We start from the raw sequence: 15,229 nt of genomic DNA, 5'->3' as shown, positions 1-15,229 counted from the left end.
AGCATTGGCCCAAAACCTCCCGCAAGCCTAGCATTCACAGCGTTCCGGCCTAGCCCGGGTCCATATCGAGATGATTTCCGTCATGTCCTCCGCTGCATCTTTCCGCACAGAAAAAGACCTGCTTGGCGTACTCGAAGTACCCGCTCAAGCGTATTACGGCATCCAGACCCTGCGAGCGGTGAATAACTTCCGCCTCTCGGGCGTTCCGATTTCGCATTACCCGAAATTGGTGGTCGGCCTGGCAATGGTCAAGCAAGCGGCCGCTGACGCCAACCGCGAGTTGGGCCAGCTCAGCGAAGCCAAGCACGCTGCCATCAGCGAAGCCTGTGCCCGCCTGATCCGCGGCGATTTCCACGAAGAGTTCGTGGTGGACATGATTCAAGGCGGCGCTGGCACTTCAACCAACATGAATGCCAACGAAGTCATCGCCAACATCGCGTTGGAGGCCATGGGCCACAACAAGGGCGAATACCAATACCTGCACCCGAACAACGACGTGAACATGGCGCAGTCGACCAACGACGCCTACCCGACCGCGATCCGCCTGGGTCTGCTGCTGGGCCACGACGCACTGCTGGCCAGCCTCGACAGCCTGATCCAGTCGTTCGCCGCCAAGGGTGAAGAATTCAGCCACGTCCTGAAAATGGGCCGTACCCAGCTGCAAGACGCCGTGCCGATGACCCTCGGCCAGGAATTCCGCGCCTTCGCCACCACCCTCGGTGAAGACCTGGCCCGCCTGAAAACCCTGGCACCCGAGCTGTTGACCGAAGTGAACCTGGGCGGTACCGCCATCGGTACCGGCATCAACGCCGACCCGCGTTACCAGGCCCTGGCCGTTCAACGCCTGGCCACCATCAGCGGCCAGCCGCTGGTACCGGCTGCCGACCTGATCGAAGCCACCTCCGACATGGGCGCCTTCGTACTGTTCTCCGGCATGCTCAAACGTACGGCGGTGAAGCTGTCGAAGATCTGCAACGACCTGCGCCTGCTGTCCAGCGGCCCACGCACCGGCATCAACGAGATCAACCTGCCGGCCCGCCAGCCAGGCAGCTCGATCATGCCCGGCAAGGTCAACCCGGTAATCCCGGAAGCCGTGAACCAGGTGGCGTTCCAAATCATCGGTAACGATTTGGCACTGACCATCGCGGCCGAAGGCGGCCAGCTGCAACTGAACGTGATGGAGCCGCTGATCGCCTACAAGATCTTCGACTCGATCCGCCTGCTGCAACGCGCCATGGACATGCTGCGCGAGCACTGCATCGTCGGCATCACTGCCAACGAAGCCCGCTGCCGCGAGCTGGTGGAACACTCCATCGGCCTGGTCACCGCGCTGAACCCGTACATCGGCTATGAAAACGCCACCCGTATCGCCCGTATCGCCCTTGAAAGCGGCCGCGGCGTACTGGAACTGGTGCGCGAAGAAGGCTTGCTCGACGACGCCATGCTCGACGACATCCTGCGCCCCGAAAACATGATTGCCCCACGTTTGGTCCCGCTGAAGGCCTAAGCGTTTGTTGCACCGCTCACCAGGTTGAGGGACTAGACACCTCTCACCTTTTGAGGGCCTGAAGGCTCGTTCTTCAGGCCCTTTTTTTTGCCTCAAGGTTGTGAAATGACGCCAATAAAAACTCCAAGATCGCCCCACAAACCCGCCTTGCCCGTAACGCCTTGGCTGAAACCTTTAATCGCCTCGTGCAGACGGATCACACACTCCTAGGTATAGTGCCGCCCCTCTTCGCGTCAGCGGTCGTCGGTAACGAGACCCTGGGAAGCGCGAAACCGCATGAATAACAACACCCGCAAAAGGATTGGGGTCGAAGCGTCGTGCACTGCCTGGTGCTAAACGATGCGTCGGACCGTCCTGCGTTTGCCATTAGAAAAATCAGCGAGGAACACTCCATGCTAGAAGTCATCAACGACTTCCTCTCAGGGAAAGTATTGATCGTGCTCATTGTCGGGCTCGGTGGTTACTTCACGATCCGCTCGCGTTTCGTTCAGTTGCGTCACTTTTTCCACATGTTTTCGGTGTTTCGCGACAGCCTGAAAAGCAGCACCGGCCAACTCAGCTCGTTCCAGGCGCTGATGCTCAGCCTCGCCGGGCGCGTGGGTGCCGGCAACATCGCAGGCGTCGGCATTGCCGTGACCCTGGGTGGCCCGGGCGCCGTATTCTGGATGTGGGTTACCGCACTGGTGGGCATGTCTTCGAGCTTTATCGAGTGCTCCCTCGGCCAACTCTACAAGCGCACCGACGCTGAAGGCACCTACCGTGGCGGCCCGGCTTACTACATTCAGCACGGCCTGCAAAAACGCTGGCTGGGCATGGTGATGGCGTTCCTGCTGCTGGTGACCTTCGGTTTCGCCTTCAACGGTCTGCAAGCCCACGCCGTGACTCACTCGCTGAACAATGCGTTTGGCCTGGACACCACCTACACCGGCCTGGCCCTGGCCGTGCTGCTGGGCCTGGTGTTCATCGGCGGGATCAAGCGTATCGCCTCGATCGCCGACCTGCTGGTGCCGGTCAAGACCCTGGTCTACATCGCCGTGACCCTGTACGTGATCGTGCTGCAATTCGACCACGTGCCGGCCATGCTCGCGACCATCGTCAAGAGCGCTTTCGGCCTCGACCAAGCCTTCGGTGGCCTGGTGGGCAGCGCGATCATCATGGGCGTGAAACGCGGCGTGTTCGCCAACGAAGCCGGCCTGGGCAGTGCGCCTAACGTGGCCGCAGTGGCCTCGGTTGAACACCCGATCGCCCAAGGCGTGGTGCAAGCGTTCAGCGTGTTCCTCGACACCTTCGTGATCTGCACCTGCACCGCGTTGCTGATCCTGCTTTCCGGTTTCTACACCCCGGGCTTCGAAGGCGACGGCATTGCCCTGACCCAGAACTCCCTGGCGGCGGTGGTCGGTGACTGGGGCCGGATGTTCATCTCGGTGGCCCTGGCGTTGTTCGTGTTCACCTCGATCATGTACAACTACTACCTCGGCGAGAGCAACCTGCGCTTCATTGTGGGCGACAACCGCAAGGTGTTGATGGGCTACCGCGCGCTGGTGCTGGTGCTGATTTTCTGGGGTTCCATCGAGAACCTGAGCACCGTGTTTGCCTTCGCCGACATCACCATGACCATGCTGGCGTTCGTCAACCTGTTCGCCCTGGCGTTCCTGTTCAAGATCGCCATGCGCATCCTGAATGACTACGACGGCCAGCGTGCTGCGGGCATCAAGACCCCGGTGTTTGATTCCAGCAAGTTCCCGGACCTAGACCTGGACCGCAAGGCCTGGCCGGCCAATCCGGTGAAGCCGGAACCTGCCGCTCAAGCAACGGCAGAGCTGAACGCTCAAGCGCAGCGCTAAGCGTCGCACGCCTAGATAGATGACACGCCGCCCGGCCTTGGGCATGCTCTGGGCCCGGCGGCGTTTTTCGTTCAGGAGATTCTTCGATGTCCCCAGCTACTAACATCATGGTGCTCTACACCGGTGGCACCATCGGCATGCAGGCCAGCGCCAACGGCCTGGCACCCGCTTCGGGTTTTGAAGCGCGCATGAGCGAGTTCCTCGCCAGCCAACCCCATATCAACGTCCCTGCCTGGCGCTTCCGGGAAATGTCGCCACTGATCGACAGCGCCAACATGACGCCCGCCTACTGGCAGCGCTTGCGTGTGGCGGTGATCGAAGCGGTGGATGCCGGCTGCGACGCCGTGCTGATCCTGCACGGCACCGACACCCTGGCCTATAGCGCGGCGGCCATGAGCTTCCAGTTGCTGGGCTTGCCGGCGCCGGTGCTGTTTACCGGCTCGATGCTGCCCGCCGGCGTACCCGACAGCGATGCCTGGGAAAACGTCAGCGGCGCGCTGGTGGCCTTGGGCGCAGGCCTGGCGCCGGGTGTGCAACTGTACTTCCACGGTGCACTGATGGCCCCGACCCGTTGCGCGAAAATCCGCAGTTTTGGTCGCCACCCGTTTGCCGCGTTGCAGCGTAACGGCGGCGTGGCCCAAGCCGAGTTGGTTCCGGCGGCGCTGCATTACCGCCAGGCCAAGGCGCTGGCCAATGTGGGTGTGCTGCCACTGGTGCCGGGCATCGCCGCCGCGCAATTGGACGCGTTGATCGACAGCGGTATTCAAGCGCTGGTGCTGGAATGCTTCGGCAGCGGCACTGGCCCCAGCGACAACCCCGAGTTCCTTGCCAGCCTCCAGCGCGCGCAGGACCAGGGCGTGGTCGTCGTCGCCATCACCCAGTGCCATGAAGGCGGCGTAGAGCTGGATGTGTACGAAGCCGGCAGCCGCTTGCGCGGCGTGGGCGTGTTGTCGGGCGGCGGCATGACCCGCGAAGCGGCATTCGGCAAGCTCAATGCGCTGATCGGCGCCGGGCTGGGGAATGCCGAAATCCGGCGCCTGGTGGAGCTCGACCTGTGTGGCGAGCTGAGCTGACCGGCATATAACTTGCTCCGCTTCCAGCCATCCCCTGGCTGGAAGCACCCATGCTGCACTCCCACCTCACCACCCTCAACGCCGTCTCCCTGGTGCTTGGCACCTTCAAGGACCAGGGCCTGCCCGGCGACGCGTTGCTCGAAGGCAGCGGCATCTGCCCGGCGGACTTGAGCCGTGCCGACACGCGCATCACCACCAACCAGGAGATGCGCGTGTGTGCCAACGCCGTGGCGCTGCAGCGGGATATCGGCCTGGAACTGGGCCGGCGCATGCACGTTTCGTCCTACGGCATGCTCGGCTACGCCCTGCTCACCAGTGCCACCTTCGGTGACGCTTTACGTTTGGCCCTGCGTTATCCGGCGCTGTTGGGAACACTTTTCGAGCTGAGCCTGGTGGAGGACGGCGAGCGCATCTGGTTCAGCGCCAGTGATTATCGGGAGAACCCGGCGCTGGAAACCTTCAACGTCGAGTTCTGCCTGGTCTCATTGAAAGTCATCTGCGACGACCTGCTCGGCCATCCGCTGCCATTGCGCGGTGCGCGCTTTGAATACGACGCGCCGGACTATCAGGCGCGTTACCGCGAGCGCTTCGACTGCCCGTTGCAGTTTCAAGCCACCGCCAATGCCTTTGCGTTCGACAAGCACTGGCTGGACCAGCCGTTACCCCTGGCCGACGCCGTCACCCACCAGGCCATGGCCGAGCGTTGCCGCAAGCAGAACCTGGAGTTCACCGGGCGCCAGGCGTGGCTGGGCCGGATTCGCCAAGTGCTCGCCAGCCAATTGCAGGCGGCGCCGGGCCTTGAGGGGTTGGCCCAACAGATGAACTGCTCGGCACGTACCTTGCGCCGACACCTGCACGACCAGGGTTGCAGCTACCAGGAACTGCTCGACGAGCTACGCTTCGAGCGGGCCAAGCAGCTGCTGGGCGAGGACGAGCTGCCGATCTACCGGATTGCCGAAGCACTGGGGTTTAGCGAAACCGCAAGTTTCCGCCACGCGTTTGTGCGCTGGAGCGGCGTAGCGCCGAGCCAATTTCGCGCATGACGCCCCATTGAGGGGCGAATTGCGGTCATACACATTGGCCGTATTTATCCCCTTTTGGCCGCTCCTGCCGTTCTCATAAACCCCGCCCGCCGCAAGACTGCCTGCACCGATACAGCCTGCGGAGAACAACAATATGCTGACGATCTACTCGGACGATCACCACCTGCACCACGGCCGCTGCGAACTGATGGACGGGCAACTGATGCCCTGCTTTGAAATGCCCTCCCGCGCCGACCATGTGCTGCAACGGGTCAAGGACCGCGAACTGGGCCCGGTGCTCGCGCCCGTGGATTTTGGCCTGGCTCCGCTGCAACGCATCCACAGCGCGGCCTACCTGGACTTCTTCAAGAGCGCCTGGCAACGCTGGACAGCATTCAACCAGGACGGCGACTTGCTGCCCTACACCTGGCCCGCCCGCACCTTGCGCAAGGTGATTCCCACCAGCCTGCACGGCCAACTCGGCTATTACAGCTTCGACGGCGGCGCGCCCATTACCGCCGGCACCTGGCAAGCGGCCTACAGCGCAGCGCAGGTTGCACTGACCGCCCAACAGGCCATCCAGCAAGGCGCCCGCAGTGCGTTCGCCCTGTGTCGACCGCCCGGCCATCACGCCGCCAGCGACTTGATGGGCGGCTATTGCTACCTCAATAACGCCGCCATCGCCGCCCAGGCGTTTCTCGACCAGGGCCACAAGAAGGTCGCGATCCTTGACGTGGATTACCACCACGGCAACGGCACCCAATCAATTTTCTATGAGCGCAGCGATGTGCTGTTCACCTCGATTCACGGCCACCCGGAAGCGGAGTTTCCGTTCTTCCTCGGTTATGCCGATGAGCTGGGGGAAGGCCCGGGTGAAGGGTTCAACTTCAACTACCCGCTGCCAGCCGGTTCGGGCTGGGCTACCTGGAGCGCGGCGCTGGAGCAGGCCTGCAATGAGATCCAGCGCTATGGCGCCGACGTCGTGGTGGTGTCTTTGGGCGTCGACACGTTCAAGGACGACCCCATCTCGCAGTTCAAGCTCGACAGACCGGACTACCTCGCCATGGGCGCCCGCATCGCCCAACTGGGCAAGCCGACCCTGTTTGTGATGGAAGGCGGTTACGCCGTCGAAGAAATCGGCATCAACGCCGTCAACGTTCTGGAAGGTTTTGAGGGGGCAGCATCATGAACATGCTCAAGCATCTGGTCCTGTGCGCCGCAGTGTTCAGCGGCGTGGCACACGCCGAAGAAACTACCTTGCGGGTCTACAACTGGTTCGACTACATCACCCCCAAGGCCCTGGAAGACTTCAAGGCCCAGAACCCGAAGATCAAACTGGTCTACGATATCTTCGACACCAACGAAGCCCTGGAAGCCAAGCTGCTCACCGGTAACTCCGGCTACGACGTGGTGGTGCCGTCCAACGTGTTCCTGGCCAAGCAGATCGAAGCCTCGGTGTTCCAGCCCCTGGACCGCAGCAAGCTGCCCAACTGGAACCACCTCGATCCCAAGCTGATGAAGCTGATCGAGGCCAACGATCCCGGCAACAAATTCGCCGTGCCCTACATGTACGGCACCATCCTGATCGGCTTCAACCCGGACAAGGTCAAGGCTGCGCTGGGCGCCAATGCGCCGGTGGACAGCTGGGACCTGATCTTCAACGAAGAGAACATCAGCAAGCTCAAACAGTGCGGCGTGGCCCTGCTGGACTCACCGTCGGAAATTCTGCCGCTGGCCCTGCAACACCTCGGGCTGGACCCCAACAGCAGCGACCCCAAGGACTACGTGAAAGCCGAAGCCTTGCTGATGAAGATCCGTCCGTACATCACCTACTTCCACTCCTCCAAATACATGGCGGACATCGCCAACGGTGACATCTGTGTGGCAGTCGGTTATTCCGGCAGCTTCTCCCAGGCCGCCAACCGCGCCAAAGAAGCGAAGAACGGCGTGACCGTGGACATGCGCCTGCCCAAGGAAGGCGCGCCGATCTGGTTCGACATGCTCGCAATTCCCAAAGGTGCCAAAGACCCGGAGGACGCCTACACCTTCATCAACTACTTGCTGCAACCCGGGGTGATTGCGCCGATCAGCGACTTTGTCGGCTACCCCAACCCCAACAAGGACGCCACCAACCTGGTGGACCCGGCGATTCGCAACAACCCCAACCTGTACCCCACCGAAGCGGCCATGGCCACGCTCTACACCCTGAAACCCCTGGGCCGTGATGCCGAGCGCGCCCGCACCCGGGCCTGGACCAAGATCAAATCCGGGACCTGACGCACCTGTGGCGAGGGCAATGGGTCCCTCGCCACACGTTGCACAGTTAACTACTACCCGCCCCCCGGCAGGCACCGCTACTTTCTGGCACTCCGATCGCTCTTCTGCCAGCAAGGAATGCCTGCATGCCTCAGCCCTCCACCGAATTAGAATCCCTCAACGGCAATTCGCTGCTGACCCAATTGACCACCGGCCCGTCCATCCGCGAAGTGGCTGCAAAAATTTTGCGGCCGGCGTTGAAGGAGCTGTATCCCGAACTGGATATCGACCCGGACCTGGCCGTTGTCGTCTCGCCAGTCTGGTTAATCGTCAATGACCAGGTCGTGCCCGGCTTGCCTCATCACGAGTCGGTCACCGGCGCACTCGCACGGCGCGCCGTTTCCAACAAACCAGTGGTGTACATCGACGGTGAGCACTACCTGACCGACCGCGCCGCCAGCGGCCCGGACATCCACCTGCCGGTGCGTATCGACGCCATCGCCCGGCTGATCAATGAATGTGCTCCGCTGCTGTTCATCGCGTATCAGGAACAACAACTGGAGTTCTGGAACCAGACCGATGGCCCCCGGGGCACTCGCTGGCAGGCCTTCGCCAACGCCTTGCGCAATGCCTGGGATATCAAGGACTCCGTGGGTTGGGGCGAGGACGAATGTGCCATGGCGAAGAACGTATTCCTGTACCCGGATTACGCCGTGCGCCTGCCCAATGACAAATACCGCAGCCGGGCCTACCTGATCGACATCGATATCGACCAAGGTCCCCATACCCGACACATCAGCCTCGCCGCGCTCGCCATCCTGATCGGCACCCATGACCAACACACGATGATCCTCACGTACTCGATTGCCAACGGGTACCAACCGTTCGACAGCCTGGACGACCTGGGCAAGGCGCTGGTCCTGCAAGCGACCAACCCCGAGGATAAAGCGCTGCAATGGCGGCTCTACGAACCCCAGGGGGATTTTTTCGAGTACCAGGCCTGCGCCCTTATCGGCCTGCAACTCGATGCCATTGGCAGAATCGCCCCGGGGACCCCGTCCCTGGGGACCAACGATGAGATCGCCGAGCGTGGGCAACTGGAGTTCGGGCAGTTGTCGTCGGACGACAGGGACAAGCTGGAAAAAATCAGCGATGCCCTGCCCGATTGGTTGAACACCGCAAGCTCTGCCGACCTGTCCCGCTATAGCCGCTACCTGTTCGATATCGCCGCACTCAATAACCGCACCGGCAATAAAACCTACCAGGACAGCATTCCGCTGATTGGCGACTACGCCCTGCAGGCCATCGCCGACGCCATGGCCAAGACCCTGACACCCGCCCAGAAAACCGACCTGGGCCTGGTGGCAAATGGTACTCAACTCAGCCAGCAACTGATGCTCAAGCTCAGGCTCGTGCAAATTACCGTGACCAGCCAGGTCGTCTGGGGGTTATTCACCGCCCCCGGCCTGACCAGCACCGTCACCTTCAGCCTCGAAGAACTGGCCCTGCAAAACCTGATCGCGCTGCCGTTGGGCAACAAGGTCGCGCAGTACAACGATGGTCGTAGCCTGCCGAGCTGGATGAGCGTGACGTACCTGCAAGACCTGATCACCCAAGTGAACATTGGCGATCAATATCCCAAGCTGGTCAAAACCACCCTGCTCGACGACCCGGTGCAGTCACTGGCGCGGCAAACCCTCTATACCGATCAACTGCGCCTGCAACTGCCGTTGCTGGCGCTGCAATACAAGATTCGCAGCCAGTACGGTGTGGATGAGCAAGGCTACCGTTATGTCTGCGCGGCCATGGCATCCGACCCCAACCTGCGCCGCGTGAACGGCTACACCGTGGTCATTCGGCCCCTGGCGTTTATTCCCACGCGCCGCACCAGCCAGGCCGCCGATCAGGTCAGCAACATGTTCGTCATAGGCCCGCAGAACCCGGCCAACGGCCCCTGCCTCTTGTATCGCCCCCAGGCCACGAGACAGTTGATGCAGTTCGCCTCACCGAACAACCTGATTTACGCCATCAAACAATCCACCGAACTGCGCGAGTCGGTGTTGGCCTGGCTACCCGACAGCGTGCGTTCCGACTACGCACAGTTTGTGTTTCCCGGCGCCCTCCTTGCTTCGCCCAGGACCTTGTCCGCGCTGGTGGTAGAGCCGTGGCTGGCGTTGAGCATGACCGGGCCGGTCATTCTCGGCAGCCAGACCCTCCACGACGACGATTTGGCGGCGCTGTTCGCCGCCAACGCGAAGGCACTGGTGGACCTCGCCGACAAGCAGTCGGTGTCCAACGCAGAATCCCGCTGGGAAAGTTTCAAACGGGCCGGCTGGACGATCTTCAATGCCGCCCTGCCCTTTTTGGGCAAAACCGTTGGCACTGCGGCCTGGATCGGCCAACTGATCAATGACGTGCAGGAAGCCATCGACGCCAGCGAACGTGGCGACAGCGAGGCCAAATGGTCCGCCTTGACCGACATTTTCCTCAACCTGGGCATGGCCCTGGCGTTGCACCTGGCCAGCCGTCAGCCGTCAGCTGTGCGGGCCGAGAAACCCGTCGTGGGCGCTCCGGAAACATTCCCCACGACCGAAACGGCAAGCCAACTGCCCACGACTCAGCTACCGGATATCCAGACACCCGACCTGCCCGGCGGCCACGAGCTTTCGCTGCACACCCTCGGCGCCTTGACCCGCAAGCCGTTGAGCCTGAAAAAGACCCTCGACAGCTTCAGCGTCACGCGCCCCGAAACACTGGGCGCGCAGCAAACCCAGCCTGGCTCGCACCAGCACCTCTACCCGCTCAATGATCAGTGGTATGCGCCGGTGGGCGAACGCTGGTTCAAGGTGCAAGTGGACGAAAACGATACGGCGATGATCATCGACGCCAAACAGCCCGAGCGCCTGGGCCCGGTGTTGGTCAACAACCGCGTGGGCCAATGGTTTATCGATACACGCCTGCGCCTGCGCGGCGCAGGGTTTCGCAGCCGGATGAAGAAAGGCCAGCGGCTCAAACCCGTCACGATTACCGGGCTGCGTGAACAACTGGAGGCGTTCGACCGCCAGGAAGCCAAAGAAAGTGCCGCGCTTGAGGCCGCCCGTAGCGTCAGCAGAGCCGCATCACCCGGCACGTCCGCCAGCGCACTCACCACCTTCATTGCCACGCTGGATAAACGTCGGGGGGAGTACGACGCACCGATCGCCCAACTGAAGTCATTGAACCTGCTCGACGCTGTGCCGGACTATTCGAAACGCATGCTCAACTACCTGGAAAGCCAGTTGCTCATTGCGCAAGCCGGCATCAACGAACAAGTGACGGATTTCCAAAAAGACCTGGCCGCCAGCGGACAGGGTATGGACAGTGACCCGCAGGAGGTCTTCGCCCGTCGGCGCGTGGCCGATAAAACCCTGAATATGATCACCCAGCTGGAGTACGTTCGTTCGCGCTTCAAATACCTCAGGGAACTGGGCGCCGAGGGGGTAAAGCTGGAACTGCGCACCCGCGAAAACCTGCCGCAGTTTGACCTGGATGACTTGAAGGGTTTCCGTATTTCACTCGCTCGCACCCTGTGCCTCCAGGAGAACAGCACCGCAGACATGACTGAGGCGCGCAACAGCATCAACGACATTGTCCAGGCCGCCCAACTCACCGTCCAGAGTTCCCGTGAGCTGGTGGAGACGCGGGCTGAACTCGACCTGGACGCGCACATCGAGGCGCTGGATGACGTCGCCGATCAATTCACCTTGATCAACCAGAATCTGCTGGATCTGCCAGGCGAATACCCCGAGCTGATAGTGAAGGATTCGGTGGAGGACCTGCGCAAACAGATCGACGAGTACGCCCAACGGGCCATGCAGTCTCTGAGCTCTGCGCTGCGGGAACGCAAAGCCAAGGACGCCAGAGCCGAGGCAGGCGCGTCATCAAGCGCATCTGCCCGGCCCAAAAAGACGGTCATCAAGACTCGCTTCAAGGGTGTGGTCGTCGGTGAACCTCGCGAAAACGATCCCGACTTTGTAGACATCAAGGAACCCCTGACCCATAAGGTCATTGCCACCTTTCACAAAAAGGATTCAGGCAACTGGGTAGAACACGCGCACCCGTCCCCGCCCGCCACTCGTGCACCTGCCGTAAGCGTGCCCAACAGCCTGAAAGAGGCCCAGGCATTGCTGGACGATGTCGATGCTTTTATCGAGCGTACCACCGCAAAGGCTGACCAACCCCAACGGCTGCCGGTGGAGATCGAGGAAAAATTCGAGCGCCGGGCGCAAACCCTGGAACAGGCCAAGCGCGTCGTCGAGCAAGCCGCCAACGCCACTAACGAAACCGACAATATCGCCTCCGAAGCGATGAACCGACAACTTGATGAGGCCGTGAAAAAGCTCTACCGCACAGGTCGGCGCGTCAGGCTCGACATGCTCAAGAATCGCCTGCCCACGGCCGCCCATATAGAACTGTTGTCCACCGAAGGAGAGGTGACCATTCATGCGTCAGGTGTTCGCCGGAGGCTCAAAGGCCCGAAAAAGGATTTCATGCAGGAGTACGAGATACGCGACCAGAAAACCAGCCGGGCGCTGTGGTATGCCCACTTTCACTACGCAAGCCTGAATGCGCCCAACGAGGCATACATTGTGGCCCACCTGAAAACCCCGGAACAACGTCGGCTAGGGGGCGCCTTCGAAGAATATGAAGGCATGTCCGTACAGCTACGCCGGGCCATCTATCGCGCCAAAATCGGCCCGCACCTGGCCCGGTCACTGTTCTTGGGCAAGGCCCCCGCGCCCGCCACCTGAGCCGGGTTATTGCCAGGCCAGGCGCAACCGTGCCAGCGCCTGGCTGATCTGCGCCTCGGGCACGGCCGCGAAGCCCAACACCAGGCCGGCACGCCGATCCTGCGGCGTGACGGAATCCGGCAACCAATAATTGCTCAGGCCGTTGATTTCCACCCCGACGCCAGCCGCTTTCGCGATCAATGCCTGCTCGCGCTCCAGCCCTTGCACCGGTATCGTCAAATGCAGCCCCGCCGCCACCGCTGGCACGCTGCCCACACCGTCGACACCCTGTGGCCATTCGGCCAGTAACGCGTTGCGCCGGCTCAAGGCGGCGCGACGCATGCGCCGCACATGCCGCTGGAAGTGCCCGGAAGCCATGAACTCGGCCATCACCGCCTGGGTGCTGACCTCGGAATGGCGCACATCCACCGCCCGACGCCGGGCGAAGGGCTGCACCAGTGCCATCGGCAGCACCAGGTAACCCAGGCGCAACGCCGGAAACGCGACCTTGCCGAACGTGCCGACATAGAGCACTCGCCCACTGCGATCCAGCGCCGCCAGAGGCGCCAACGGCGCGCCGCTGTAGCGGTATTCGCCGTCGTAGTCGTCCTCGATGATCCAGCCGCCGGTGCGCTCGGCCCAGGCCAGCAATTCCAGACGCCGGGCCAGGCTCATGACCACGCCCATCGGGTATTGGTGCGAGGGCGTGACATAGGCCAGGCGGCAACTGTCGATGGCGTTCAGCGCCGAGCAATCAATGCCTTCACTGTCCACGGCCACCCCGTGGAGTTTTGCCCCGGCAAGTGCGAACGCATGGCCTGCCGCACGGTAACCCGGGTTTTCCACCGCCACCCCATCCCCCGGCGCCACCAGCAGCTGTGCACAAAGGCTGATTGCCTGCTGCGCGCCGCTGGTGATCACTATTTGTTCAGCCGTGCAGTGCATGCCCCGGGAACTGCGCAAATAGGCAGCGATCAGCCCCCGCAAGCGCTCATCCCCTGCCGGGTCGCCATAACACAGCTGCTGCAGGTCCGGCTTGCGCCAGAAAGCCGCATTCAGCTTGGCCCAGACGTCGAAGGGAAACAGGTCGAACGCCGGAATACCCACGCGAAACGCCCGCGGAGGACCGGTCGGCGGCAACGGCAAATGGTTGTTTTCTACCCGCCCCAGGGCCGCACTGTGGATAACTTGACTGGATGAAATTACAGGTAAATCCGGGCGTTTTGTGGATAACCCTGGGGATAAGCCTGTTGATAACCCTGTGGATACTTTTGTGGATAGTTTTTTGGAGCTGAGGGGTGTCTGCGGCAGTTGCGCCACATAGGTGCCATCGCCCACCCGCCCTTCGATGAAGCCTTCGGCATACAGCTGATCGTAGGCGCGAACCACGCTGTTACGGGAAATCGACAGCGCCGCTGCCAGGTCACGGCTGGCCGGCAGCCGGGTGCCACTGACCAGCCGCCCGTCCAGTACCCGCTGGCGCAGGGCCTGGTACAGCTGGCGCGTGAGGCCCTGGCGGCGGTCCAGCTCGATGCCGGCAGGGTTGAACGACAGCGGCGGCTCTAACGGGGGCATGGCACACGCTCCGGCAAATTGGACCTATGAAATGGAGCACAGATGGCTCTTACATCGAACCAATAGCCTGCCTAGGATGCAGGCATTCGCCAAGGAAAATCTTCATGTACACACCACGCGCCTTTGCCCTCGATGACTTGCCCGAAATCCAGCAACTGATCCGCCACACCCGCCTGGCGCAGTTGATCACCTTTGGCGAGCAAGGCCTGCAGGCCAGTCACTTGCCGCTGCTGCTGAATCCCGACGAAGGCCCCAACGGCACGCTGTACGGGCACCTGGCCAAAGCCAACCGGCAGTGGCAAGACTTGCAGAATGGCAGCGAGGCCCTGGTGATTTTTGCCGGCGCCGAGGCCTACATCAGCCCGGCGTTTTACCCGGCCAAGGCCGAACACGGCAAAGTCGTGCCGACCTGGAACTACATCGCGGTACACGCCTACGGCACCGCCGACGTCTTCACCGACGCCGACCGCCTGCTCAGCCTGGTCACCGCCCTGACGGACCGCCACGAATCCCCGCGCGCCCAGCCCTGGAAAGTCAGCGACGCCCCGGCCGACTACATCGACGGCATGCTCAAGGCCATTGTCGGCTTTGCCCTGCCGATCCAGCGCCTGGAAGGCAAGCGCAAACTCAGCCAGAACCGCAGTGCCGCCGACATTGCCGGTGTTCGCGAAGGACTGGCGGCCAGCACCGACGTACGCGACCAGACCCTCGCCCGCTTTATTCCCAAGGAGCCAACATGAGCCAGATCGAGATCCGCCCAGTCACTGCCGCCGACCACGCCGCGTGGCTGCCCCTGTGGCAGGCCTACCTGCGCTTCTACAATACCGAGTTGCCGGACGCCGTCAGCCAGAGCACCTGGCAACGCCTAATCGACGCCAATGAGCCCACCCATTCGGCCCTGGCCTGGCAGGACGGCAAGGCCGTGGGTATGGTCAACTTCATCTACCACCGTTCCAATTGGAGCATCGAGAACTCCTGCTACCTGCAGGATTTGCTGGTAGACCCGGCCCAGCGCGGCACCGGGGTGGGTCGCAAACTGATCGAATTCGTCTACGCCACCGCCAAGGCGGACGGCTGCTGCAAGGTCCACTGGCTGACCCACGAGACCAATGCCACCGCCATCCAGCTGTACGAACGCATTGCCGAACGCCCCGGCTTTATCCAGTTTCGCAAAGGTCTTTAA

Annotated in this window: 10 protein-coding genes; 9 read left to right on the top strand and 1 reads right to left on the bottom strand. The window is 62.1% G+C overall.

The features are described from left to right. The first annotated feature begins 82 nt into the window (after window positions 1-82). The 7 genes from aspA (at window position 83) to HKK54_RS10995 (ending at window position 12,492) form a co-directional block, all read left to right on the top strand. Entirely contained in the window at window positions 83-1,507 is a 1,425-nt protein-coding gene (gene aspA / locus HKK54_RS11025; protein WP_010168341.1) for an aspartate ammonia-lyase, read from the top strand. A 392-nt stretch (window positions 1,508-1,899) separates the two neighbouring features. Continuing rightward, window positions 1,900-3,351 carry an alanine/glycine:cation symporter family protein gene (locus HKK54_RS11020; RefSeq protein ID WP_169386804.1) on the top strand — a complete coding sequence of 484 codons (1,452 nt, stop codon included), beginning with the start codon at window positions 1,900-1,902 and terminating at the stop codon, window positions 3,349-3,351. Window positions 3,352-3,437: 86 nt separating this feature from the next. After that, the gene (locus HKK54_RS11015; protein ID WP_169386803.1) at window positions 3,438-4,424 is read left to right on the top strand and encodes an asparaginase; all 987 of its coding nucleotides are present in this window, start codon (window positions 3,438-3,440) and stop codon (window positions 4,422-4,424) included. A gap of 50 nt (window positions 4,425-4,474) precedes the next feature. Beyond that, on the top strand, window positions 4,475-5,467 hold the full coding sequence (locus HKK54_RS11010; RefSeq protein ID WP_010168349.1) for an AraC family transcriptional regulator: 993 nt from the start codon (window positions 4,475-4,477) through the stop codon (window positions 5,465-5,467). Between the two features lie 133 nt (window positions 5,468-5,600). After that, window positions 5,601-6,635 (top strand): histone deacetylase family protein, encoded by a 1,035-nt coding sequence (locus HKK54_RS11005; RefSeq protein ID WP_169386802.1) that lies wholly within the window; start codon window positions 5,601-5,603, stop codon window positions 6,633-6,635. Then, window positions 6,632-7,723, top strand: a complete 1,092-nt coding sequence (locus HKK54_RS11000) for a polyamine ABC transporter substrate-binding protein (protein ID WP_010168351.1) — start codon at window positions 6,632-6,634, stop codon at window positions 7,721-7,723. The genes HKK54_RS11005 and HKK54_RS11000 overlap by 4 nt, the downstream gene beginning before the upstream one ends. A gap of 125 nt (window positions 7,724-7,848) precedes the next feature. Further along, on the top strand, window positions 7,849-12,492 hold the full coding sequence (locus HKK54_RS10995; RefSeq protein ID WP_169386801.1) for a dermonecrotic toxin domain-containing protein: 4,644 nt from the start codon (window positions 7,849-7,851) through the stop codon (window positions 12,490-12,492). Between the two features lie 6 nt (window positions 12,493-12,498). Here the strand turns inward: HKK54_RS10995 and pdxR are convergent, their stop codons facing one another. After that, the gene (gene pdxR / locus HKK54_RS10990) at window positions 12,499-14,046 is read right to left on the bottom strand and encodes a MocR-like pyridoxine biosynthesis transcription factor PdxR (RefSeq protein ID WP_169386800.1); all 1,548 of its coding nucleotides are present in this window, start codon (window positions 14,044-14,046) and stop codon (window positions 12,499-12,501) included. A 104-nt stretch (window positions 14,047-14,150) separates the two neighbouring features. Here pdxR and HKK54_RS10985 point away from each other — a divergent pair, with 104 nt between their 5' ends. Further along, on the top strand, window positions 14,151-14,786 hold the full coding sequence (locus HKK54_RS10985) for an FMN-binding negative transcriptional regulator (RefSeq protein ID WP_169386799.1): 636 nt from the start codon (window positions 14,151-14,153) through the stop codon (window positions 14,784-14,786). Then, window positions 14,783-15,229, top strand: coding sequence for a GNAT family N-acetyltransferase (locus HKK54_RS10980; RefSeq protein ID WP_169386798.1), 447 nt, complete (start codon window positions 14,783-14,785; stop codon window positions 15,227-15,229). The genes HKK54_RS10985 and HKK54_RS10980 overlap by 4 nt, the downstream gene beginning before the upstream one ends.

This window comes from Pseudomonas sp. ADAK13 (assembly GCF_012935715.1).
GTDB lineage: Bacteria > Pseudomonadota > Gammaproteobacteria > Pseudomonadales > Pseudomonadaceae > Aquipseudomonas.
Note: the sequence above shows the minus strand (reverse complement) of the source record. Positions and strands in the feature narration are given on the sequence as shown.